20 protein-coding genes are annotated in these 23039 nt (G+C 49.3%); 15 read left to right on the forward strand and 5 right to left on the reverse strand.

All coding sequences use genetic code 11. The features are described from left to right. Position 1: 1 nt before the first annotated feature. Entirely contained in the window at positions 2-1627 is a 1626-nt protein-coding gene (locus tag AC50Y3_RS27915) for a response regulator transcription factor (protein ID WP_494821978.1), read from the reverse strand. Positions 1628-1853: 226 nt separating this feature from the next. Between AC50Y3_RS27915 and AC50Y3_RS27920 the strand changes: the two genes are divergently transcribed. Genes AC50Y3_RS27920 through AC50Y3_RS27930 form a run of 3 tightly spaced genes read left to right on the forward strand, consistent with a single transcriptional unit; the run spans position 1854 to position 3268 of the window. Next, positions 1854-2300 (forward strand): hypothetical protein, encoded by a 447-nt coding sequence (locus tag AC50Y3_RS27920; protein ID WP_494821979.1) that lies wholly within the window; start codon positions 1854-1856, stop codon positions 2298-2300. Positions 2301-2307: 7 nt separating this feature from the next. Then, positions 2308-2520, forward strand: a complete 213-nt coding sequence (locus AC50Y3_RS27925) for a helix-turn-helix transcriptional regulator (protein ID WP_210663636.1) — start codon at positions 2308-2310, stop codon at positions 2518-2520. A 19-nt stretch (positions 2521-2539) separates the two neighbouring features. Next, positions 2540-3268, forward strand: coding sequence for a DUF4386 domain-containing protein (locus tag AC50Y3_RS27930; RefSeq protein WP_494821980.1), 729 nt, complete (start codon positions 2540-2542; stop codon positions 3266-3268). Positions 3269-3344: 76 nt separating this feature from the next. Here AC50Y3_RS27930 and AC50Y3_RS27935 read toward each other — a convergent pair whose 3' ends face one another. Next, entirely contained in the window at positions 3345-3551 is a 207-nt protein-coding gene (locus tag AC50Y3_RS27935) for a hypothetical protein (RefSeq protein WP_494822017.1), read from the reverse strand. Between the two features lie 257 nt (positions 3552-3808). Here AC50Y3_RS27935 and AC50Y3_RS27940 point away from each other — a divergent pair, with 257 nt between their 5' ends. Next, on the forward strand, positions 3809-4213 hold the full coding sequence (locus AC50Y3_RS27940; RefSeq protein ID WP_494821981.1) for a CBS domain-containing protein: 405 nt from the start codon (positions 3809-3811) through the stop codon (positions 4211-4213). A 255-nt stretch (positions 4214-4468) separates the two neighbouring features. On the opposite strand, the gene AC50Y3_RS27945 is transcribed toward AC50Y3_RS27940, so the two are convergent. After that, entirely contained in the window at positions 4469-5731 is a 1263-nt protein-coding gene (locus AC50Y3_RS27945) for an MFS transporter (RefSeq protein ID WP_494821982.1), read from the reverse strand. A gap of 500 nt (positions 5732-6231) precedes the next feature. Between AC50Y3_RS27945 and AC50Y3_RS27950 the strand changes: the two genes are divergently transcribed. The 6 genes from AC50Y3_RS27950 (at position 6232) to deoC (ending at position 12730) form a co-directional block, all read left to right on the forward strand. After that, on the forward strand, positions 6232-7350 hold the full coding sequence (locus AC50Y3_RS27950; protein ID WP_494821983.1) for a BMP family lipoprotein: 1119 nt from the start codon (positions 6232-6234) through the stop codon (positions 7348-7350). Between the two features lie 116 nt (positions 7351-7466). Continuing rightward, a complete protein-coding gene (locus AC50Y3_RS27955; protein WP_494821984.1) occupies positions 7467-8990 on the forward strand; it encodes an ABC transporter ATP-binding protein in 1524 nt (507 codons plus the stop codon). Beyond that, positions 8987-10063 (forward strand): ABC transporter permease, encoded by a 1077-nt coding sequence (locus AC50Y3_RS27960; protein WP_494821985.1) that lies wholly within the window; start codon positions 8987-8989, stop codon positions 10061-10063. The genes AC50Y3_RS27955 and AC50Y3_RS27960 overlap by 4 nt, the downstream gene beginning before the upstream one ends. Positions 10064-10066: 3 nt before the next feature. Then, a complete protein-coding gene (locus AC50Y3_RS27965) occupies positions 10067-11023 on the forward strand; it encodes an ABC transporter permease (protein ID WP_494821986.1) in 957 nt (318 codons plus the stop codon). Between the two features lie 42 nt (positions 11024-11065). Beyond that, on the forward strand, positions 11066-12022 hold the full coding sequence (gene deoR, locus AC50Y3_RS27970) for a DNA-binding transcriptional repressor DeoR (protein ID WP_494821987.1): 957 nt from the start codon (positions 11066-11068) through the stop codon (positions 12020-12022). A gap of 24 nt (positions 12023-12046) precedes the next feature. Then, positions 12047-12730, forward strand: a complete 684-nt coding sequence (deoC, locus tag AC50Y3_RS27975) for a deoxyribose-phosphate aldolase (protein ID WP_494821988.1) — start codon at positions 12047-12049, stop codon at positions 12728-12730. A gap of 58 nt (positions 12731-12788) precedes the next feature. On the opposite strand, the gene AC50Y3_RS27980 is transcribed toward deoC, so the two are convergent. After that, positions 12789-13313, reverse strand: a complete 525-nt coding sequence (locus AC50Y3_RS27980; RefSeq protein ID WP_494822018.1) for a DinB family protein — start codon at positions 13311-13313, stop codon at positions 12789-12791. Between the two features lie 95 nt (positions 13314-13408). Between AC50Y3_RS27980 and queF the strand changes: the two genes are divergently transcribed. The 5 genes from queF (at position 13409) to AC50Y3_RS28005 (ending at position 22019) form a co-directional block, all read left to right on the forward strand. Next, a complete protein-coding gene (queF, locus tag AC50Y3_RS27985; protein WP_494821989.1) occupies positions 13409-13912 on the forward strand; it encodes a preQ(1) synthase in 504 nt (167 codons plus the stop codon). A gap of 18 nt (positions 13913-13930) precedes the next feature. Continuing rightward, the gene (locus AC50Y3_RS27990; protein WP_494821990.1) at positions 13931-15136 is read left to right on the forward strand and encodes an MFS transporter; all 1206 of its coding nucleotides are present in this window, start codon (positions 13931-13933) and stop codon (positions 15134-15136) included. 209 nt (positions 15137-15345) lie between these two features. Continuing rightward, positions 15346-19908, forward strand: a complete 4563-nt coding sequence (locus AC50Y3_RS27995) for an Ig-like domain-containing protein (RefSeq protein WP_494821991.1) — start codon at positions 15346-15348, stop codon at positions 19906-19908. An 81-nt stretch (positions 19909-19989) separates the two neighbouring features. After that, complete coding sequence (locus tag AC50Y3_RS28000) at positions 19990-21429, forward strand: tetratricopeptide repeat-containing glycosyltransferase family 2 protein (RefSeq protein ID WP_494821992.1); 1440 nt, start codon at positions 19990-19992, stop codon at positions 21427-21429. 92 nt (positions 21430-21521) lie between these two features. Continuing rightward, positions 21522-22019, forward strand: a complete 498-nt coding sequence (locus tag AC50Y3_RS28005; RefSeq protein WP_494821993.1) for a DinB family protein — start codon at positions 21522-21524, stop codon at positions 22017-22019. Between the two features lie 76 nt (positions 22020-22095). Here the strand turns inward: AC50Y3_RS28005 and AC50Y3_RS28010 are convergent, their stop codons facing one another. Beyond that, on the reverse strand, positions 22096-22983 hold the full coding sequence (locus AC50Y3_RS28010; protein ID WP_494821994.1) for an ankyrin repeat domain-containing protein: 888 nt from the start codon (positions 22981-22983) through the stop codon (positions 22096-22098). Positions 22984-23039: the final 56 nt, after the last annotated feature.

The raw sequence follows: 23039 nt of genomic DNA on the forward strand, positions 1-23039 counted from the left end.
GTTAGTTTCCGCTCTCCTTAAGCTGCTTCTCTCTGAAGTCCTTCGGGGTTATGCCCGTATGTTTCTTGAACAGAATGCTGAAATAATTCGGGTCCTTATAGCCGACCTGTTCGGCAATTTCATAGAATTTCATCGTTGTATGATGAAGGAGCTCTTTCGCCCTTGCAATGCGTACCCCGGTCAAATATTCAATGTACGTTTCACCTGTATGCTGCTTGAAGACGAGACTGAAATAACTGGTGCTCATCAAGACGTGGCGGCAGATGTCCTGCAGCGACATTTTATCGTTGGCGTAGTTCGTCTCGATATATTCCACGGCCTGGTGAATCTGCATGTTCGTCAAATGACTGCGGTTATCGGCAATTGTGGACATCACGGAACGCACAACATCCTTTAACCAGATCTCGACCTCATCCAAGGTCTTGAGTCCATAAACGTCCATGAGCCTCATTTGCCGGTCGAAGGAAGCTTCCGGATCGTGAGCGACCAGCTCTTGGATCGAGTTCATCAAGGACAGCACTACCTTCTGCATTTGCAGAAAACAGGCTTCAATTGGAGCAAGGGAAGATTTCAGCTCCGCGACACCGTTCTCGATAAGCTGAAAAGCTTCCTGGGCAGAGCCCCTCTTAACGGCGGAAGCCAGCTTGCGGTCCCAATCGAGCTGAGGAGGCAGCGGAATGGAGGGTTTACCTTCCATATCCAGAATGCTAAGCACTCGGTTCTTGCCGAGCAAGAAGCGGTAATCCAATACGGAAAGCGCGCTCTTATAAGATTCCGGCAGCTGTTCCAGGTTGGCGCAGGCGCGTCCGATGCCGATCGTGACGGTAAACTTCAAGTACTTCTCGATATGGTGCCTTACTTGCTCCGCCAGGGAATAGACCTGCTCGTAGAGCAAGCTTTCGTCATCCTGACCGGATATAATGGCAACCATTCGTTCCTCCCTCGTACGGAAGAGCATAACGCCCTCGCGTTCGAGCGTTTCTTTGAATATATCAAAAGCGGCAAACCGCAGAAACTCCACATCATGCTCGTACGAGTGAAGCTCCCGGTCGCCAAAATCATCGATATCGACAATTAGAACAACATGAAGCGGTGGTGGCGCGGGAATACCGAAATAGGAGAAACGTTCGGTGATTTCCTCATAATTGAGTCCTACGGCGACCAGGCGTTCGAGGAACCGCTCTCTAAGCAGCGGAAGGCTCTGGTTCAACTGGCTCTTTAAGCGCCCGAGATCTTCACGGTGCTTGGTCTCTTCGTCCATTTCTTTCTTGACGCGATCGAGCAGGGAGCGAATTTCATTGGCCGTAATCGGCTTCAGGATGAAATCGGAGACCTTCAGTCTGATCGCTTGCTGCGCATATTCGAATTCGTCATAGCCCGTTAATATAATCATTTTAATATAAGGAAATTGCGTAGAGATCAATCCGGCCAACTCAAGTCCGTCCATGAAAGGCATGCTGATGTCCGAGATGACAAGCTCCGGCTTGTGCTGCTCGACCGCTTCCCATGCTTCGCGGCCGTTCGCATAATCGCCAATCAATTCAAAGCCATGCTCGTTCCAGTTAATCGTATTTTTCAATCCGACCCGGACAACCGCTTCATCATCCACAATAATAACTTTGTACATCGGCGTTCCCCCAGCCTATCCGCGGTAAGTATAAGCGCTATAATCATTTCAATTATGCCTTATTCATAGACCGCTTACAAAGACTTATTATTTGATGATTGCTTAGGAAGCTGGAATAGCTGCCTATTTAATGTATAGTTTACTTGACATAATGATTGGTTTTGATTACATTATGTATATCATCATTTACTTTGTTTGGGGAAGATTATAAACAGGAGGCAAATCCATGACTTACCAAGAGAAGAAGAGCATCGTTTCGTTGATCAGCACCATTGTCATTTTCGGCTTCTATTGCTTGTACATGTATGCGCAGTACCCCGAAGCCGGGCTTGAAGCGGAGGAAACCTTTCATTATTGGGGCTCGTTCGTCCTTATCCTCATGGTAGTCTCCATCGTTGCTCATATTCTGGTCAGCATTATTTTCAACATCATCTTCAGAATCACCACCAACGAGAAAGAGCCGGCATTCGCGGATGAGCTGGATAAACTGATTGACCTCAAGTCGAACCGGATTTCTTTCTTCGTGTTTATCCTCGGTTTTCTGCTTGCAATGGGGTCACTGGTCTTGGATCAGCCGTCACAGGTGATGTTTGTGATTCTGATCGCAAGCGGATTCTTATCCGATGTGACCGGCTCCATTACGAAACTTTATCACTACCGGAGAGGAGTATAAGTCTAAGATGAGTAAGCATCTTGTCGGCAATCACATCCGCAAATTACGATTCAACCATGATGAAATGACACAGCAGCAATTGGCTGACAAGGTGGGCGTAACCAGACAAACCATCGTGGCCTTGGAGAAGGGGAATTACTCCCCGTCTCTGGAACTTGCTTTTCGCATCGCGCACGCCTTCAGCTTGCCATTGGAAGAGGTTTTCTTTTACGGGGAATAGAAAAGGAGATGGGGAAATAATGTCGCCCAAATTAGCTGCCAAGATTGTTGGAATCCTGTTCATCCTTGCAGCCGTTACATCGATGATCGCTGCTTTTATTTTGTACAAACCGATTCTAAATAATGCTGATTACCTGGTTCAAGGTTCTAAGCACGCAAACCAAGTGATACTGGGCGCGGTGATGGAATTAATGCTTGTCGTTTCCGCGATTGGTACGGCAACCACCATGTTTCCCATTCTCAGAAAATACAATGAAACGATCGCGCTGTGGCATATATGCTTTCGATTTCTTGAAGCGATTATGATTACGGTCGGCGTAATCAGCGTACTGTCCCTAGTGTCGTTAAGCCGTGAATTTGTTGCAGCAGGCGCTGTCGATGCGGCCACGTTTCAAGTTTCCGGAACGCTGCTGGCAGCCATTCATGATTGGACCTTTCTGCTTGGGCCGCTATTCATGCTGGGAATCAACACGATGATGTACAGTTATATCTTCTATAAATCGAGGCTCGTCCCGAGGTTTATCCCGATCTTGGGCATGACAGGGGCAGTTCTCGTTTTCGCATGCGCCTTGCTCGTTATGTTCGGTGTCATTGAACAAATTTCGTTCTGGGGCGGTATTCTGGCACTGCCGGTAGCAGCGAACGAAATGATCCTCGCGGTGTGGCTCCTCATGAAAGGCTTCAATGATGATGCCCTTCATTCCCTATCTGCAAATAAGAAAGAGACGTCGATAGCAGCCTCTATGTAATTGAGATAGGTGACAGATATGGAAGCGGGCAAATGGCTGATGCAGATCAACCATTTGCCATCCTCTTCAACTAGCTCTACCTGCAAGCCGGATACGGCAAAATATCTTGAATCTGATTAAACGGATAATGGAATGTAGCGAATTGAGAGGCGTACATATATTGCATGACATACACCTCGCCGCCTTGTACGCCGCAGATGACACCGGATACACCTTGGCCGTTGCGCAGGGAGATCCCGACTGGGCGCCCAGTAAGATACATTGCTTTCTGCTGCAGCGACATGTTAATCTGGGCCTGACCGGGATTTTGCATTTGACCCGGACTTTGCATGAACATACGGAATCACTCCTTCATATAGAGGCAAGCTTGAGTATGCGGAAACGTTCATCGCATTTAGTGTATGCCCTGCCGGGTCAGATGCCTTCCGCCGCTGCCCAGCACATTGTTTATGCAAAAAATGGTTTTCCGGTTGTGTTTCAATCATGCGGAATTAGGGTTAAAACACTCTAGTACCCGCAACCAGAGGAGGAGCTAATGTAATGGAAATTGGATTCTTTCTGCTGCCGAAAGAAAAAGTGTCTTACCTGACGACCTCAGCCACCATGAAAGATGCACTTGAGAAGCTGGAAGCCTGCCATTATTCAGCTATTCCGATCATTGATGAGGAAGGCAAATATATTGGTACTTTATCCGAAGGGGACATCCTGTGGAAGCTTCGGGGAACGGCCGGGCTCAATTTTGAGAATATGCACGAAATTCCGGTGAGCGGCATCAAGAAAAGAATTTATAACGAGTGTGTCGCAATTGGTGCGCTCATGGACGATATGTTAACCCTAGCAGCCGATCAGAATTTCGTACCGGTAGTGGATGATGATCGCATCTTCCTTGGCATCATAAGACGTAAAGATATTATCGAGTATTACACGCGCAATATTACGGATTGATGGATTTGATCGTAAACCTGCAAAGAACTTATCCGACTACCGGGTAGGTTCTTTTTTGTTCGCGCATAATCACTGCCACGAGATTGTAGAACGTAATTCCACGATTTTATTAAGAAATACTCCGATCAGGGATTGCAATTTATCGGCGTTTTGATGAGCGATTTATCTCAAGAGATGGATAATGCCATGGCGCAGATGGATAAAATGATTACGAAGTAGCAGAATGCTCTGACCAAGCATAGGAAGAAAAAGAACCTACCCGACTGCTCGGATAGGTTCTTTCGCGTTCTCTCGGACGTTGAGATATAGAAAAGCGGAGGCAATCAGCACGCCGCCTGCCACGCACCAGGTGATGGAAATCGAGGCATACTGCGCGATGAAACCGTGAATGAAGGAGCCAATCAAGCCGCCCAGCTGCAGGAATAACGAATTAAGAGACTGCATCGTCGAGCGGTTGTTTTCGTTTAGCTGCTGATTGAATAGAGCGCTGTCCGGTGAACTGGCAATGCCGTTGCTCATGAACAAGATGAAGTAGAAAGCCGTGAAGCCTGCTACGCCATGCTGTGCAGCAAGGATAAGGAACAGGATGCCGAGCGCTGAGCGTGATCCGAATAGTAATGCCGTTACGGGTACACGCAGCAGCTTGGACAGCGGCGAGAAGAGCAAGCTCCCAGCAGATGCGGATAAGAAGTAGCCGGCTGTCAGCAGACCGAACTGCCAGGTGGCGGAATCGGGGCCGAGCATGTTCTTCACCTGCGGCTGCCAGTAGGTTTCGAGACCGGAGAAGGCGAAACCCCATGCGAATGTCGTTATCAGAAGCAGGAGTACGGCAAGCTGCTTAAATCCGTATTGCACAGCATCAGCGACAAGCTGAGGCAGCTGGCGGAAACCGCTTAGCATGTTCATCGATCTGCTCTCGTGAATTTGCTCCACCACCAGCTTCGCAGTGAGGATGAACTGCACGGCGATCATGACAGCCATGGCAATGAAGTTAATGGAGTAAATGCCTGCTCCGAAATCCGAAGTAAGCGGTCCGAGCAAATCAGGCAGCCAGCCCCCGGCAAGAGCGCTGATTCCCATGGCAAGCGGGATGAAGATGCCTGCTTTCGCCAGCTTGCTGCTCAAGTCGCCTTCGGGCTCGATTCGGTTGTATTCATCAACGAACCATGCATCGATGGAGCCTGAGGAGAGTGCTCTTGCTGCGCCGAACAGTACATAACCAAGCATGAGCGTAATAAGATTCCATGAAACCATGACGAGGAGCACCGCTCCCAGCATGAAGAGCAAGGAGATCAGGTATACTCGCTTACGACCCAGCGCATCCGATAATCCGCCTGTCGGCAGCTCGAGCAGCAGCACTGCCGCCGAGGAAACGGCGAAAATTAGCCCGATTTCTTGCAGATTTAGTCCCTTATCTAACATGAACAAGCTGGAGACGGGCAGAATCAAGCCGATAATGAACCAGTGCAGCGATTGATTCAGAATATAAACGAACAATAAGGATCGAGCGGATGTCATGCAGGTAGAACCTCCTGAGGAAGATAGGTTAAAGTTTAACGGCAAATGAAGAAACGAACAAGATAATGTTACATGGACAAGATTGCGGAAACGCGTTAAACTAGTAAAGAAAAAGTGGTATTTTTTGTTATTTTGTCGTATTGAGGGGGAACGAGCTGCATTTCCGCGGCTTGTCTTTCTGCCATTTATGGCTGTTCGTGTTTGAATAAGGCTTCATCTGACAGCGAAGGGCGAAAAAAATCAATTTCGAACCAAAAAATATGGAAGAATTTATTCGTAATGGGAATGCTATACGTGAATAGAATGAGATGTGACATAAGTGTGAGAAAACGTTACATATCAAGGTAGAGACACTGGATTTAATCCGCAAAACTAGTTTACAAAAATCTCAAATCACCGTATATTTGATAAAGGTCAAACAAATGCTAAAACAGGTTTTTTACAAATGTTCAGACTGGGGTTAGCAGTAAACTAAATATGGAAATGAGGAGTAGAATACCATGAAGAAAAGTTTAGTAACAATCGTGATTTGTATGCTGGCATTTGCAATGGTCGTAGGTTGTGGAAGCAAGAACAACAACACTAACAATGCAGGTGGGAACGCAGGTACAAATGAAGGCACCAAAGCTTCCTTTAAAGCGGGTATGGTTACGGACTCCGGTACGATCGATGACAAATCGTTTAACCAAGGTACATGGGAAGGCTTGCAGCGCGCAACGAAAGAGCTTGGCGTAGATTCGAAATACTTGAAACCGGCTGGCACAACGGAAGCTGACTACCTGAAGGAAATCGGCAACCTGTACGACGCTGGCTTCAAAGTCATCGTTGCACCGGGCTTCAAATTCGAAACAGCGATCTTTGCGGCACAAGATAAATATAAAGACGCAAAATTCGTTCTGATCGACGGCGCTCCTCATACTGCTGACGACTTCACACCGGTTGTGAAAGATAACACAGTATCAATCTTCTTCGCAGAGCATGAGTCCGGCTTCATCGCTGGCGTAGCAACTGCGGTTCAATTGAAAGAAGGCGAAGCAGGCTTCATCGGCGGTATGGAAATTCCGGCTGTACAGAAGTTCAACTGGGGCTTCCAGCAAGGCGTGAAATACGCGAATGACAACCTGGGCACTAAAATTTCGCTTAAAGCGGAAAACGTAGTTTACCAAGGCAGCTTCGACAACGTAGCGGCAGGCGGCCAATTGGCAGCTCAAATGTATGACCGCGGCGTTAAAGTAATCTTCACGGCAGCAGGCGGCGTAGGCGTTGGCGCAATCAACGAAGCTAAGACTCGCGCTAAAGCAGGTAAAGAAGTATGGATCGTTGGCGTAGACGGCGACCAATTCAAAGACGGCGTGTATGAAGGCGACAAATCCGTCATCATCACTTCCGCTATGAAGAAAGTTAGCTCCGCATCCTTTGACATGATGAAAGCTGAGCAAGACGGTACATTCCCAGGCGGCCAAACATTGACGTTCGACATCAAGAACGACGGCGTTGGCTTGCCAGCAGAGAACCCGAACCTTAGCGCAGAAACCATGACAACTGTTTCCGATATCACAGCGAAAATGAAAAGCGGCGATATCAAAGTAGCAGCTGAAAAAGGCAGCCTTATCAAGTAAGAACTTTTCGCGATAAACCTTAATTCTAAGAAGAGACGGGACGCTCCGTCTCTTTTTACCATTATAGAATGAATCAGCTTTACCCTTACGATCACTTAGGTAAAGGAGCCTATCGTATGGAATTTGTAGTGGAAATGTTGAATATTCACAAGGAGTTTCCGGGAGTCGTGGCTAATGACGATATTACGCTCCAGCTGCGCAAAGGCGAGATTCATGCTTTGCTCGGAGAGAACGGGGCCGGTAAGTCGACGCTTATGAGCATCCTATTTGGGATGTATCAGCCGGACCGCGGTACGATTAAGATCAATGGCGAGCAAGTCAAGATCGCAAACCCGAACGTAGCAAACAAGCTTGGCATCGGCATGGTTCACCAGCATTTTAAGCTGGTCAGCAATTTTACCGTTACCGAAAATATCATTCTCGGCAATGAACTTAAAAAAGGTCTCGTGCTAAACATCAATGGAGCAGCTCGCCGTATCGAGGAGCTCTCGAAGCGTTATGGCTTGAATGTGGATCCTCATGCGAAGATTGAGGATATTTCGGTTGGCATGCAGCAGCGCGTGGAAATCTTGAAGATGCTGTATCGGGATGCGGAAGTGCTTATTCTTGATGAGCCGTCTGCCGTTCTGACGCCGCAGGAAATTGAAGAATTGGGCAAAATCATGCTGAGCTTGGTCGCTGAAGGCAAGTCGATCATTCTGATCACGCATAAGCTGAAGGAAATTAAGGCGGTAGCTAATCGGTGTACGGTCATCCGCCGCGGCAAAACAATCGGTTCGGTTGACGTCGCGGCAACGAGCGAACTCAAGATGGCTGAGATGATGGTTGGACGCAATGTCTCGTTTAAAGTTGAAAAAGAAGGTAGTCGGCCAGGCGAAGTGATCCTGAAGCTGGATGGGCTCACCGTGAATAATAATAAAAACGTACCCGGGCTCAAAAACTTCTCGCTGGAAGTTCGGGCAGGAGAAATCGTCGGTATCGCCGGCGTAGAAGGCAACGGGCAAACGGAGCTAGTGGAAGCGATTACAGGTCTGCGCAAAGTCGAAAGCGGACGGATTGAGATCGATGGACACGACATTACGCGCGAATCGATCCGAGGCCGGATTCAGAAGGGCATTGCGCATATCCCGGAAGACCGTCAGAAACGCGGGCTGGTGCTGGACTACACGCTCGAAGAGAATATGATTTTGCAGGTGTATAACCGCAAGCCATTCTCGAAGCGGGGCATCTTGAACAAGGCTGCTATTCGCAAATATGCGAGCGGCATTCTGGAGAGCTTCGATGTGCGTTCAGGCAGAGGACCCCTTTCCATATCGCGATCGTTATCCGGAGGTAACCAGCAAAAGGCGATCATCGGGCGTGAGATTGAACTTGATCCGGGTCTGTTAATCGCGGTTCAGCCTACGCGCGGTCTAGATGTGGGATCGATCGAATATATTCACAAGCGATTGATCGAGCACCGGAACAGAGGCAAAGCTGTGCTGCTCATCTCGCTGGAGCTTGACGAGGTGCTTAACGTGTCAGACCGCATTGCGGTACTCAATAACGGAGAATTGATCGGCGTCGTCAATGCGTCCGAAACGAACGAGAACGATATCGGCCTGATGATGGCCGGCGTTGGAAATGGGGGAGACCAATGAGAAATATCATTATATCCCTATGTGCGGTGCTGTTCGGCTTAATTGGGGGCGCAATCCTGATGGCCGTGACAGGTCATCAGCCAATTGAGGGCTACAGGTACCTCTTTGAGGGCGGCCTCAAAAGCTCGTCTCGCTTCGGTGATACGCTCGCGACGGGAACTCCGCTTATCTTCACGGGGCTGTCGGTTGCTTTCGCGTTCCGTACAGGTTTGTTTAATATCGGAGCAGCAGGCCAGATGCTGTTCGGCGGCTTCTGCGCGTCGGCAGTGGGCCTTAATATCGACACCTCAAGGCCGCTGCTTCTGCTGCTCATGATCATTGCCGCTATTCTTGGCGGCGCAGTTTGGGCCTTTATTCCGGGGCTGCTCAAGGCAAGATTCAACGTACATGAAGTTGTATCCACGATTATGATGAACTGGATCGCTTATTGGACGATCTATTATGCGGTTCCGGCTTATCTGAAGGCGGAGCAAATCGAGACGGAATCTCGCTCGCTTGCCGATAAGGCTACGTTGAAGGCGGCCTTCCTATCCGATATGTTCGGCGGCTCCTATGTAAACTTGGGTTTGTTCCTTGCGGTGATTGTCGTGATCATCATTGCTTTCATTATCAACAAAACAACGCTCGGCTACGAGCTCAAAGCGGTTGGCTACAATCGTCACTCTGCTGAATATGCGGGGATCGGCGTTAATCGCAGCATCATCACGTCCATGCTGATTTCCGGCGCGCTCGCCGGACTTGGCGGTTTGGCGCAATATGCAGGCAACGGAAACAACATCCAGATCGGTGTATTACCGACGCAGGGTTACGATGGTATCGCGGTTGCGCTTCTTGGTGCCAACTCGCCGATCGGTGTATTGTTATCTGCGCTGTTCTTCGGTCTCTTGTACTCCGGCCGCGGCTTCATGAATGCGATGACCGAGATTCCGCCGGAAATTGCGGATTCCATTATTGCGATCATTATCTACTTCGCCGCAACAAGCGTACTAATGGACAAACTCATTACGCGAATGATGTCCAAACGCAAAGCGGCGGCTGCAAACGGAGCGGTTAGCGGAAAGGAGAAGGTGTAGCGTATGTGGACAACGATTCAACAAATATTCCCGTATGCGATCATGTTTACGATTCCGCTGCTCATTACGGCGCTTGGCGGATTGTTCAGCGAACGAAGCGGTGTCGTGAATATCGGCTTGGAAGGGCTCATGGTTATTGGCTCCTTCGCATCGGCCTTCACGATGTATAAGCTGCAGACGGCTTGGCCGGATCATCAAATTGCATCGATCTGGATCGGACTCCTGGTGGCGATCGTGGCAGGGACGCTCTTCTCGCTGCTGCATGCTTTCGCAAGTATACATCTAAGTGCGAATCAGGTTATCAGCGGTACGGCGATTAATATGATTGCAGGAGCCCTTACGGTGTTCCTTTCACGTAACATCACGGGCAGCGGTAATATCCGCCTTGCGGGCGGTTTCCCGCCGTTCAATGTGCCGGGACTATCGGATATTCCAATTCTGGGACCGCTGCTCTTCACGAAGACGTATTGGACGACATGGCTGATCTTGCTCGTCGTCCTTCTCAGTTCCTTGATTCTGAGAAAAACGGCCTTCGGCCTGCGGTTGCGTTCTTGCGGCGAATATCCGCAAGCAGCAGAGGCAGCAGGCGTTAATGTACGGAAAATGCGCTATATCGGCGTGTTAATTTCCGGTGCTTTCGCAGGATTGGGTGGCGGCATCCATCTGGTTACGATCGCCGGCGAATTCACGGGGACGGTTTCCGGTCTCGGTTTCTTGGCACTAGCGGCCTTGATCTTCGGACAATGGCGTCCGATCGGCATTTTGGCTGCAACTTTGTTCTTCGGCTTTGCAAGCACAGTAGCCAACGTATCGCAGGTTATTCCGGCTTTTGCTTCATTTCCGCCGATTATCCTTAAGGTGTTCCCATATGTCGTGACATTGATCGCGCTGGTTCTGTTCTCCAAAACATCACAAGCACCTAAGGCTGCAGGGGAGGTATTCGATTCGGGCAAACGTTGATGAAGAGTCAGTGAGCTATTGACAGGGGAGTGTTGAGAGCCAGTGCATGAAGAACGTTCAGATGATAAAAGGGGAAAAATGCTGGATGCGGTCCGGATGTACTATCAACTGGACTACAGCCAGCAGGAAATTGCCAAGCAGCTCGGGGTATCCAGACCTACTGTAAGTCGCTTCATCCAACAAGCTAAAGAAGAAGGCTATGTGATTATCAGCATCGTCGATCCGCTGGAAAACAACGACCTTCTCGCATGTCAAATCGAGCGAAAGTTCGGGCTCAAGAAAGTCATCATCGTCAATGTGCCGCATTATGAGGATGCCGTGGTCAAGAAGTACTTAGGCCCGGCAGCGGCGAAGTACGTGGACAAAATCATCAAGGACGGCGATATCGTCGCCACCACTTGGGGAACTACACTGTATGAGGTTGCGCTTAACCTGCAGGATAAACATGTCAAGGACGTCAAGGTCGTACAGTTAAACGGCGGCGTCAGCCATTCCGAGACGAACACTTACGCGTATGAGATTGTGAACTTGTTCGGTAAAGCGCTCCATACGGTCCCGTACTTTATTCCTCTGCCTGCGATCGTCGATCACCCCGTTGTGAAGAAGACGATTGAAACGGATCGCCATATCCAGAATATATTGGAGCTGGGCAAGAAGGCCAACATCGCGATTGTGACGGTGGGGGCGCCGACGGAAGATTCCGTTTTGATTAAAGCGAATTATTTTAACGAGAACGAGCTTCGGATGATCTTCGAGAAGGGCGCGGGCGATATTTGCTCGCGATACTTCAATCTGGATGGTGTGATCTGCTCGCAAGAGCTGAATCAGCGCACGATCGGGATTGATCTCGAGGATCTGAAGAAGAAAGAAAAATCCATTCTGGTAGCAGGCGGCATCCGCAAGGTCGACGGCATTTACGGCGCGCTGCGCGGGAGATACACCAATGTGCTGATAACCGACCAATTCACCGCCAAGTACCTGCTGGAACGGACTAACTAAAACAGACAGAGAGTAGGAAATAGGATGGGCAACGAGTTACAAGGAGCAGCATTAGCCGCTTATTTTGACCATACATTGTTGAAGCCGGAAGCAACAGAATCGCAAATCGCCAAGCTTTGTGAAGAGGCGAAGCAGTATAAGTTCGCAACCGTTTGCGTGAATCCATACTGGGTATCGGAAGCAGCGAAGCAGCTTGCAGGTTCAGGGGTCGGCATCACGACAGTAGTTGGCTTCCCGCTGGGCGCATCAAGCTCACTCGTCAAAATAGCAGAAACGAAAGATGCCATCGAGAACGGTGCTACGGAAATCGACATGGTGCTTAACGTAGGCGCGCTGAAATCCGGACGCCTTGAAGAAGTGGAACGCGATGTGCGCGGCGTAGTCGAAGCTTGCAAAGGACGCGCGGTTAGCAAAGTTATTCTTGAAGTGGGATTGCTCACGGATGAAGAGAAAGTTACGGCTTCAGAGATTTGCAAACGTGCCGGAGCAGGTTTCGTGAAAACCTCGACCGGTTTCGGTCCGGGCGGCGCGACGGTTGAAGATATTACGCTTATGCGTAAAACGGTAGGGCCGGAAATGGGCGTTAAAGCTTCAGGCGGCGTGCGTGATCTGGCAGCGGTTCGCAGTCTCATTGATGCAGGTGCGACACGTATAGGAGCAAGTGCGAGCGTCACGATCGTCAGCGGCGGAACAAACGAAGGCTACTAATTTCATGTGGCAAGACAAAGCGAGAGAGGTGCATATATGCACCTCTCTCGGTTATTTTCTAGCGATTCAAATATCGCTCTCGGATGACATTCAGATGATGCAGTTCATGGCCGACGATGACATACGCGAGTGCTCTGGCAGATATATCGGTGTTGCTGGCAAAACCCTTCCGGAGGAAGGCTTCAGGCGGTAAGCTTCGTAGAAGTGAAGCAGTCGCACCTTTGACGGCGTTATAGTTTTCCAGCAGTTCAGCCACCGTTTCTGTATCGAACAATGCCCCTTGCACAAAATCATTCTCATCAAAGCCCGGCAGCGGCGTGCGGTCTCCACGCGCGGCTCTTAGCAGACGATAGCTCATTATCCGCTCGGTGTCCGTGATATGGCCGAGAATTTCTTTCAGGCTCCACTTGCCCGGTGCATACCGATAGAGTGCTTGTTCTTCGGTTAGTGCGGAGAACAGGGCGTTTGTTTGGTTGCGATTGACTTCAAGCGCTTCACGCAAATCTCCGTCCGGAGCAGCTGCGATATACGTGCCGAAGTGTGATCCGTATTCATCTGCTGAAGGTCTGGTTAACAAGAGCATCATCCCCTTAGGTTGAATTGAGCCTGCGATAAGGTGTAAGCTACTAGAACAAGAGTAACCCCCGAACCAAGTAAATACAAGGAGTGTATGTGAAAATGTCAGGAAGATCGAAAGAAGAGCTGCAAAGCGGCGGCATTACCCAATTAGGCAATCAAGGAACGTCCTACCTGTTCAACTACAGCCCAGAGGTGCTGGAATCGTTCGACAACAAGCATGTCGGACGCGATTATTTTGTGAAGTTCAACTGTCCGGAGTTTACAAGCCTGTGCCCGATTACGGGACAACCTGATTTTGCTACCATCTATATCTCTTATATCCCCGATGTGAAAATGGTGGAGAGCAAGTCGCTCAAGCTGTACCTGTTCAGCTTCCGTAACCATGGTGATTTCCATGAGGATTGCATGAACATCATCATGAATGATCTCATCGCGCTCATGGAGCCGCGCTACATTGAGGTGTGGGGCAAGTTCACGCCGCGCGGCGGCATCTCAATCGATCCTTACACCAACTGGGGCCGCCCCGGCACCAAATTTGAAGAAATGGCGCAATACCGTCTGATGAATCACGATCTGTATCCGGAGAAAATCGATAACAGATAAGTCAGGAAGTGGCTGCATATGAATTTTTCATGGGAACGGAACCTAGTCGTACTGTGGACCGGAGTTTTCTTCTGCAGCATGGCCTACTCCATCTCGATTCCTTTTCTGCCGATCTTCTTAAATACCGAGCTTGGCGTAGAGCATCACCTGGAATTATGGTCTGGCGTTGCCTTTGGTATTACCTTTCTGGCGAGCGCGCTGATTTCGCCGTTCTGGGGTTCGCTCGCCGATAAGTATGGACGTAAGCCGATGTTGATTCGGTCAGGCTTCAGTCTTGCCGCACTTTATCTATTGAACTATTTTGTCCATGATCCGTACTGGTTTCTGATTATCCGTATCTTTCAAGGGCTGCTCGCGGGTTTCGTTCCGGCTTCTATTGCTCTTGTTGCAACGAATACGCCGGAAGAGAAAACCGGTTATGCGCTTGGCATTATGTCGACGGCCGGAGCAACGGGGAGCATTCTCGGACCGCTCGCCGGCGGCTTGGTCAGCCACTATATCGGCAACCGCGAGGCGTTCCTGTTCTCCAGCGCTATCGTGCTCATTTCCGCCCTTGTGGCGACCTTCTTCGCGAAAGAGCAGAATTTCAACCGCAAGGCAGCCAGATCGCATGTGCGTGACGACTTGAAGCACGCGCTTGCCAATCGGCCATTCATCATGATGCTGCTCCTTGTTGCCATCAGCACCTTTTCGGTTATGATTTTGGAGCCGCTGATTACGTTGTATGTTTTGAAAATGGGCATCTCCCGAGAGAAGGCCTCACTAAGCTCCGGTATTATTTTCTCTGCGGTCGGTATTGCTACGGTCATCATGGCGCCGAGATGGGGCAAATGGGGACGTAAGATCGGTTATGAGAAGGTGCTGTTAATTGGGCTTATCGGCGGTGGCATCGGCAATCTGCTGCAAATTTTCGTTACCGGCTATATCGGTTTTGGCGTGCTGCGATTCGGTTACGGTCTGTTCTTCGCCGCTGTGAATCCGTCGATTAACGCGATGATTGTGCAGAATACGGAATCGGATTTCCGTGGACGAGCATTCAGCCTGAACCAGTCCGCTTCACAGCTTGCAACGATGGCCGGACCGATTATCGGGGGGCTCCTCGGCGGCATGATGTCGATTCATTATATCTTCGTCATTAACGGTGCAATGCTGCTGTTATCTGCCTTATTGTTTAAGCTGAAAGTAAAGCAGAAATCCGCCGCTGTTACCAGTCACCAACCATAAATTAACATTATGTGGAATCCGAAACCGCTTCGCGAGAGGAATACTCTCGCGAGCGGTTTTTTCGTCATAAAATGACAAAAATATGGCACTTTCGCATTCTCTATCGAATGCTCCCGTGGTATAGTAGCAGTAGTATAAATGGTATAGAATGCCTATTGCGCTCATAGATTCCGCTCTTCATATATGCCAGGGGAAGGATTTGTTCGTTGATGACTAAGAAACAGAGAAAGCAGCGGCTTAAGTCCGTGAAGAAAGCAGCCACACTATTCGGTACGGCATCTGCCCTTGCCATTCCGGTTGCCCTTGCAGTTCCCGGACTTGCAAGTGCAAACGTGGATGTCATCCCGCAGCCGGTTAATCTCCCGGTCGTCATCAAGAGCATTAACAGTGCAATCGCCAATGAGTATGCTGCTAAACTAACGGCGGGAAGTAACTTCCAAATTGATCTGAACACGATCTTTGAAGAGGCTGCTACGCTAGCGTATACCGTGGTTGTCCAAAATAACAGCGTAGCTGATGTTAAGGTTACGAGTAATAACAACTTGGCCTTTAACCTCAAGAAGACCGGCACCACCATGGTAGATCTCATCGTACATAAGCCGAATGAGAGCATGTCCATTCATGAACGTTTCACTTTAAAGGTCGTTGCCAACGGGGCGCTCGATCCCGATCAAGACGGAGCGGGAATTGCCGATATTATCAAATATTTCAACAGCCACGCCGGTGAATTCCACTCTACAGGTGACTACCGCACACTCCTGCAAGCCGCCGTTTCAAGTACAGTACCGACGCCGAATCATGCGCCGATCGTCTCCTCGGAAACAACATCGATTACGATGACAGCAGGTACCTACACCGAGATCCAATTAAACGACCTATTCAGCGACGAAGATGGCGACGAGCTTTCCTTCGAGCTGATTAACCCTCCATCCAGCAGTTCCTTTGTCAATGCACACCTTTACAGTGAAACTAGTACTCTAGTCCTAAACGCTATAAATCCGAGCTCGCAGTCTCTCATTATTACCGTGGATGGAAGCGATGGCGATAAGAGTGCTACGAAGCTCTTTAGCGTGACGGTTAATGCTGCACCGCAGCCACCAGTGAATCATCGGCCCGTTGCGAACGCGGTAAATATAAATACGAATGAAGACATCATGACTCTCGTTAATCTGGGCGGAACGGATGAGGATGCTGCCGACACACTGACAGCTCGCATCGTATCAGACCCAACTAATGGCACCCTTTATCCGGGCTCAAATCCGAACCAGTTTAGGTATTATCCGAACTATAATATAAGCGGAACCGATACCTTCACCTATGTCGTGAACGATGGCAAGGTGGACTCAGAAGTCGTGACCGTTACGATCACAATCAACGCGGTCAACGACCCGCCAATTACATCGGGTCCTTTTACGATTAATGTGACAGCCGGAGATATAGCTTCAGGAGCTGTAGGCGGATTCGATCCGGAGCTCGATCCGTTGACATACATTGTGACGAAAGAGCCGAATCAAGGGATTTTGACACTCGATGCATCTTTGGGGTCATATAGATATCAACCGAACTCGAATGCAAGCGGAACAGACTCTTTTACGTACAAGCTGTATGATGGCAAGGATTACTCCGAAGAGGTAACGGTGGGGATAAACATTGCGGCAGCGCCGCCGGTGAACCACCGTCCGGTTGCGAATCCGCTTAACTTCGAAATAACGGCAGATGACACCTATAGAGGATATCTGAACGGCACAGATCAAGATGCAAATGATGTGCTAACCATTCGTACTGGAGTGGATCCGACTCAAGGGACTCTAACGCTGCTTTCAAAGGAAACGGGTGAATTTACATATAAGCCGAATGAAAATGCCAGTGGAATGGACTCCTTTACTTTTGTTGTAAGTGATGGAACATTAACTTCGGAAGTTATGACGGTCTATATTACGATTACCCCGGCAGAGTCGGAGAATCATCCGCCGGTTTCGGATAACTGGAGCTTCGAGGTGGATGAAGACAACACCTTCATGAGTTATTTTGACGGTATGGATGAAGACGAAGATGAGCTTAGCTTCAGCATCTTGTCCTCCCCAAGCCATGGTTACCTGTCGAGAAGCTCATCTGATATGAGCAAGTTTACTTATTATCCGAGTGCGAATTATAACGGAACGGACTCGTTTACTTATGTTATTAACGATGGACAGATGAGTTCCGATCCTGTGACCGTATCCATTACCGTAACGCCGGTCAATGACCAACCTATTGCGGCTGAGGCTTCCGTTACAACGAATGTAAATGAGACAGCCTCGGGAAGGCTTGGCAGCTTCGATGTCGATGGCGACCCTTTAACCTATCGCATAACGAGTGGTTCTCTGTCGCTTGGATCTTTGGCGGTAGAGATGGCTACTGGTAACTATTGGTTTACGCCTTGGCAAGGTGTAACCGGCGCTGATTCGTTCACATATGTCGTCAACGACGGCATATTGGATTCGGAGGAAATCACGGTTCCGATTACGGTTAATAAAGTCAATACGCGTCCGATTGCTCCTAATTACGAGTTCGGGGTGACAGAGAATAAAGCTTATTATGGCGTATTGCAAGGTGAGGATGCTGATAATGGTGACGTTTTAACCTATTCCATTGTCAACCAACCAGGGGCGGGAGAAATTACTGCATTTGATCCCCAAACAGGGGCATTTACCTATGAGCCAAACCCGGACACTACGGGACAGGATACGTTTACCTATAAAGTAAACGACGGTAAAATCGATTCGTATCTAGGGAATGTTCTGATTACGATAGCCGGGATCAACAATTTGCCAGTTGCGCAAAATGTTCAATTTACAGCACCGGCTGATGAACCGTACATCGACTATTTAATCGGATCAGATGAGAACGGCGATGAATTGACTTTTAGTCTGGTAACCGGTCCGCAACATGGCACAATTACGATGAACGAACCGGGAATAGGGATGTTTACTTATATTCCTGAAGCAGAGTTTAATGGCTTTGATACCTTTAGCTACAAGGTGAACGACGGTCAAGGCGATTCGAATACTGCAACGGTTACGCTTGCGGTCGGTGAAGTGAATTATCCTCCGCAAGTTGAGGATATGAATCTTTCAACGCCTGAAGACAATGCTGTAAATGGAAGTTTATCAGCCGAGGATCCTGAATCCGATGAAATGATGTATGAGGTAGTGGCAGAGCCTCAATTAGGGTATGTGGAATTAGATTCATACTCAGGTGAGTTTACCTACATGCCTCGACCAAATGTGTATGGGACGGATTCCTTTACATTTAGAGTGTTCGATGGACAAACGTACTCTGATGTCAAGACTGTTACGATTGAAATATCATCTGATGATGTGTTCGAGGCCGGTATTATAGGTTTGGATGGCTATATTCAGCTCCGTCCAGACCAGCATGCCAGCATCGATCTGTCTAAAATTTTCATGGGAGCAAATGGCCAATCCGTCAAATATAAGACGACATTCCTTCAGAATAATAGCATGGCAGGTGGTTTGTCCGACCATAATACCCTCGAGCTTGACGCTTTGGGCAGCTATGGGTCCTCCAGCTTCATTGTAGAGGCTAGTGATGATGACGGATCAACATGGATTACGGCACCGGTTGTTGTTGATGTGAATTATGAAGATGAAAGCTATCTCGATCTTCCCGATGCAGATGGTATTCCGAATGAACAGCTAGAATATGAAGTCGATAATCTCAATAACTATTTCTACGGCAATTTTACCTATAGCGCAGAAACAATATTAGGACATGCTGAAGTGCTGTCTCTGGTCCAGTCACGGGAGCAGTCAGTGCTGACTCTTAGCTTGGCGCCTGACGACAATTCAACCATTGTCGTAACAGCTACGGATGGACATGGCCTAACTATTACCGATGCATTCAAAACATATGTGGGTATCGCTCCAGAAGATATTGGATTACAGTTTTTGTGGAATTCGAACAATAATTATACAGCTGGTATTTATATGAAGAAGATCTTCCGCAATGCCGAAGAATTTCGAGTGACAGCAAAAGATAACAGCTACTTTACGACTCTTGGCAGCTATGCATTAGGAGAATGGACGCAGCTTGAAAATCTCAACTTATCGACAAGCAGCAGCTTTAGTGGCATAACTGAAATTACAGTAGAAGGTAGGGAACTGGGGAAAGATGCGAGTGAGTATCCTACCTATAAAATCAAAGTAAGAGAAAACAGCGCACCGCATGTGGTTGACGGAAATTCATACGTTCCGATAGTGATGAAGAAATACGATACAATTTGGTTTAATATTGCAGATAATGAAGGTGATCCGATTTTAGATGCTACTACGGCGAAAGTAGGCGAGTGCATTGGATGTATCACAGCCACTTATGCCAATAACCAAATAGCCGTTCACGGTGAGGAAGCTGGACAAACGACGCTACAGATTACGGCATCAGATGGGCTATCTCAAGGCATGTCCACTGTGAGTCGCAAAATCATTGTCTACGATGCGGATGAACTTGTTACTTTAAATGGTATTACTGCAGAGTTACCAATTGATGATTATCTGACAGGATTTGTTGGTCTGGTTACTCTCGGTTTATCGGGATCCGATATCCTTGATCCAATCGCAACGATCTTGCTGGGGGATACGGTCCATTTTGTAGCTATACCTGAATTACTTACTCCAGGCCAAGGTGAATATATAACATTGACCGCAAGCGATTTGTTCGGTCATTCGGTAGAGATTAAGGTATTCTTGTACGTTAATCCGGTATCTGCTTAGAAGAAAAGCTCTTTATCCAACGGCCAACTTACTTCAGGTTGGCCTTTTCTTTTCAAATCACCCCGAAGGAGAATGAAGCTCTTGAAACAGGCAACGGATATGAAACAGTCAGCTTCGAACGCCATTCGTCAAGCGCTAACGGCTCGTAAGTTCAAACTGGCGGAGAAGCTGGCGCTCGATAGTCTGCGGAGCCAGCCACTGATCGCACAGAATTGGGTGTTTCTTGGGGAAGCGCTGCTGCATCAGGGCTGCGTTCGAGAAGCAGGGCATGCCTTCGAGAGAGGCAGTCTGCTCGACCCGCAGGCGCAGTGGGGGAGCGAGGTTCAGAAGGTGCTGGCGGGGAGACCGCCGGGAGAACCGCGCCCGGACTTGGAGGAATTGTGGCTGCTACAACCAGCCGTAACTGTTGCAGCCGCTATTATGACACGCAATGAAGCGCGTTGTATCGTCCGCTGCGTCAATAGCTTACAGGATGCCGTGGATGAGATCATCATCATTGATTCGGATTCTACGGACGGCACGATTGAGCTTGTCGAACATTTGCCGAAAGTGAAGGTTATTCGGAGCGTGGCGCTGAATGATGATTTTGCATGGAAGCGAAATCAAGCGCTGCCGCATATCCAGAGCGATTGGGTGCTTTGGGTGGATGCGGATGAATGGTTGTTTCAGGAGGACATCGGCGCTGTGCGGTTGGCCGCATCGATGTTCCATGATCGGTTTCAGCACACCGTTCTAAATGTATGCCAAGTCAATCAGGTGCAGGGCACAATCTCGGCTGACTATGCGAATCCTCGCATGTTCCCGCTTAATCGCGGCTTGCATTATTACGGGCGCGTTCACGAGCAGGTTGTCATTGAAGGCGAAGATATGTACGACAACCGCATGATGCGGCGTCCGGTTCGTATCCGGCTTCATCATGACGGCTATGAGCCGGCTATCATGGGGCAGCAGAATAAGATCGAGCGCAACTTACGGCTGCTTAAGCTGATGGTGGAGCAGGAACCGGACAACCCGGGTTGGCTGCTTTATTATGGCAGAGAAACGCTTGCGGCAGGGGATGTTGAGAAAGCGAAGCACTTATTTCTAGAGGCGGAGCGGCTTGCGCCGAGTAAGCCGAATTTTGGCAGGCTGCTGGATGTGCTGATGTATCTGAACAAAATCTATATGGGCACGAAGGATTATGAGCAGGCGCAGCGCGTATGCTTACGTGCTGTTGAAGTGCAGCCAAACTTCCCGGATGCGAAATATCACTTGGCGAGAGCGCGGATGAGGCTGGCGGGGGTTCTGCTGCAGCAGGCTGAGAGCAGCCTGAAGGAGTCCAAGGAAGCATTCCGTACTTATCGGGGAACTGTAACGGCGGATGTTGCCATTGCGGATTGGAAAGCAGATCTTGCGTTGGCGGATCTTACAGCAATAGCGGGCAAGCAAACAGAGGCGAAAGCCCAATATGAACAGATTCTCTCCCGACATCCCGAGCTGAACATGGTGCGTAAGAAGCTAAACAGCATGAACAACGAATAAAAGTTGAACTCCACTGACATGCTGTTGTCAGTAGACCTGCGATATAGTAATTGCGAGAAGGAATTCAAAGCAGGCTATGGAGGCGATTACCTATGTTTAGAACGGTAAAGGATTTTATTGAGGACTATAAAGATGAATCGCAAGGGACGCAGAAGCTGCTGGATCTGCTGACAGATGAAGCGCTGACGCAGTCGGTTGGAGAAGGTCGCAGAACGATTGGCCAATTGGCCTGGCATTTAATTCACGATGATGCCGGAATGCTGCGCCGTATCGGACTTGATTTCAAGGCACCGGCTGCCAAATCGGAACCGCCGCAATCGGCAGCGGTTATTGCGGCAACCTACCGCGAAACAGCGGCTTCCATTCTTGAAGCGGCTTCGCAGTGGTCCGACGAGAAATTGCTCGAAAGCCACAACATTTTCGGTGAGGTTTGGGAAAATGGCCTCACGATGCAGCTCTTCATCAAACATGAGGTCCATCATCGCGGTCAACTGACCGTTCTGATGCGCCAAGCCGGGCTGCCTGTTGCAGGTTTGTATGGTCCTTCCAAGGAAGAATGGGAACAGATGGGCATGACAGCGCCGAAGTGATGTATGGAAACGGAAAGAAGGCCGAACGGTCTCCACTCGCAAGCGAGGGGAAGACGGTTCGGCCTTTTTCTTGTTCCTATAAACCGCCTAAACTGCTCAGCAGCTCCTCGTGCTCGGTTCGTTTGAAATGATTCGCCCATCCGAGCGGCGTTCCGTTATAGCGGCGATCTCTAATGTTCAGTTCAGCGCCTCGCTCCAAAAGCAGATGGATGATAGCTGTATTCGTACCGGCCGCTGCCCAGTGGAGAGGTGCTGCTCCGGTATGGTCAAAGCCGGAAGGAATGCCGTTCACATCGGCACCGCGGTCCAGCAGGTAGGAGGCGGACTCCAAGCTTCCTCCAATAATGGCATAGATGAGCGCCTGCTGCAGTAGCTCCTCGGGAGCGCTTGGAGTCGTTGTATTTACAGGCTCGCGGTGTTTGCCGGCGCTCGGCAGTAGTGTTCCATCCGGACCGAAGAATGAGGGAAGCAGATCGGTACGGCCAACGGCAGCAGCAAGTTCAAGATCAAGCGATGCGCCTCTGCGAACCAGCAGCTCGGTTACCTTGGTGCAACCATACCAAAGGGATTGTGCCAGCGGTCTGCGGTCATCATGCAAGCCGTCGATTGGCGTACCGGCATCAAGCAGAAAAGTCGCCATCGCAACATCGTCGTTACTGGCTGTCCATTGCAGCGACGTTTCTCCGCGCTCCGGATCAATCGCCCTCGCATTAACATCCGCGCCCGCATCCAGCAGAGCTAGTCCAATTTCGAGCTGATTGGGATAATGTCCGGGCCAATCACAGAGATGATGCAGCAGCGTTCTTCCCTGCAGCGACCTGGCATTCGCCAATGCGGGATGTGCATGCAGCAGCTGCTTGAGCAGCTCCACATTCCCGGTCTTCACCGCCGTATACGCGTCCGGAAATACTCCCGAAAGCGATTCGTCTCTGGTTTGATTATCGCGCTCATTTTCACAATTCATCCGTATATCAACTCCAACCCAAAATGGTCAAAACATGACGCCTTTGCTTCCACTCT

It is taken from the genome of Paenibacillus sp. J22R98 (assembly GCF_059383835.1).

Coding starts and splice junctions, on each gene's coding strand:
- AC50Y3_RS27935 (WP_494822017.1), bottom strand. CDS start 3,551: ATGTCGCTGCAGCAGAAAGCAATGTATCTTACTGGGCGCCCAGTCGGG.
- AC50Y3_RS27995 (WP_494821991.1), top strand. CDS start 15,346: ATGACTAAGAAACAGAGAAAGCAGCGGCTTAAGTCCGTGAAGAAAGCA.
- AC50Y3_RS27940 (WP_494821981.1), top strand. CDS start 3,809: ATGGAAATTGGATTCTTTCTGCTGCCGAAAGAAAAAGTGTCTTACCTG.
- AC50Y3_RS27955 (WP_494821984.1), top strand. CDS start 7,467: ATGGAATTTGTAGTGGAAATGTTGAATATTCACAAGGAGTTTCCGGGA.
- AC50Y3_RS27930 (WP_494821980.1), top strand. CDS start 2,540: ATGTCGCCCAAATTAGCTGCCAAGATTGTTGGAATCCTGTTCATCCTT.
- AC50Y3_RS27945 (WP_494821982.1), bottom strand. CDS start 5,731: ATGACATCCGCTCGATCCTTATTGTTCGTTTATATTCTGAATCAATCG.
- AC50Y3_RS27925 (WP_210663636.1), top strand. CDS start 2,308: ATGAGTAAGCATCTTGTCGGCAATCACATCCGCAAATTACGATTCAAC.
- queF (WP_494821989.1), top strand. CDS start 13,409: ATGTCAGGAAGATCGAAAGAAGAGCTGCAAAGCGGCGGCATTACCCAA.
- AC50Y3_RS27965 (WP_494821986.1), top strand. CDS start 10,067: ATGTGGACAACGATTCAACAAATATTCCCGTATGCGATCATGTTTACG.
- AC50Y3_RS27980 (WP_494822018.1), bottom strand. CDS start 13,313: ATGCTCTTGTTAACCAGACCTTCAGCAGATGAATACGGATCACACTTC.
- AC50Y3_RS27950 (WP_494821983.1), top strand. CDS start 6,232: ATGAAGAAAAGTTTAGTAACAATCGTGATTTGTATGCTGGCATTTGCA.
- AC50Y3_RS28010 (WP_494821994.1), bottom strand. CDS start 22,983: ATGAATTGTGAAAATGAGCGCGATAATCAAACCAGAGACGAATCGCTT.
- AC50Y3_RS27990 (WP_494821990.1), top strand. CDS start 13,931: ATGAATTTTTCATGGGAACGGAACCTAGTCGTACTGTGGACCGGAGTT.
- AC50Y3_RS27915 (WP_494821978.1), bottom strand. CDS start 1,627: ATGTACAAAGTTATTATTGTGGATGATGAAGCGGTTGTCCGGGTCGGA.
- AC50Y3_RS28005 (WP_494821993.1), top strand. CDS start 21,522: ATGTTTAGAACGGTAAAGGATTTTATTGAGGACTATAAAGATGAATCG.
- deoC (WP_494821988.1), top strand. CDS start 12,047: ATGGGCAACGAGTTACAAGGAGCAGCATTAGCCGCTTATTTTGACCAT.
- AC50Y3_RS27920 (WP_494821979.1), top strand. CDS start 1,854: ATGACTTACCAAGAGAAGAAGAGCATCGTTTCGTTGATCAGCACCATT.
- AC50Y3_RS27960 (WP_494821985.1), top strand. CDS start 8,987: ATGAGAAATATCATTATATCCCTATGTGCGGTGCTGTTCGGCTTAATT.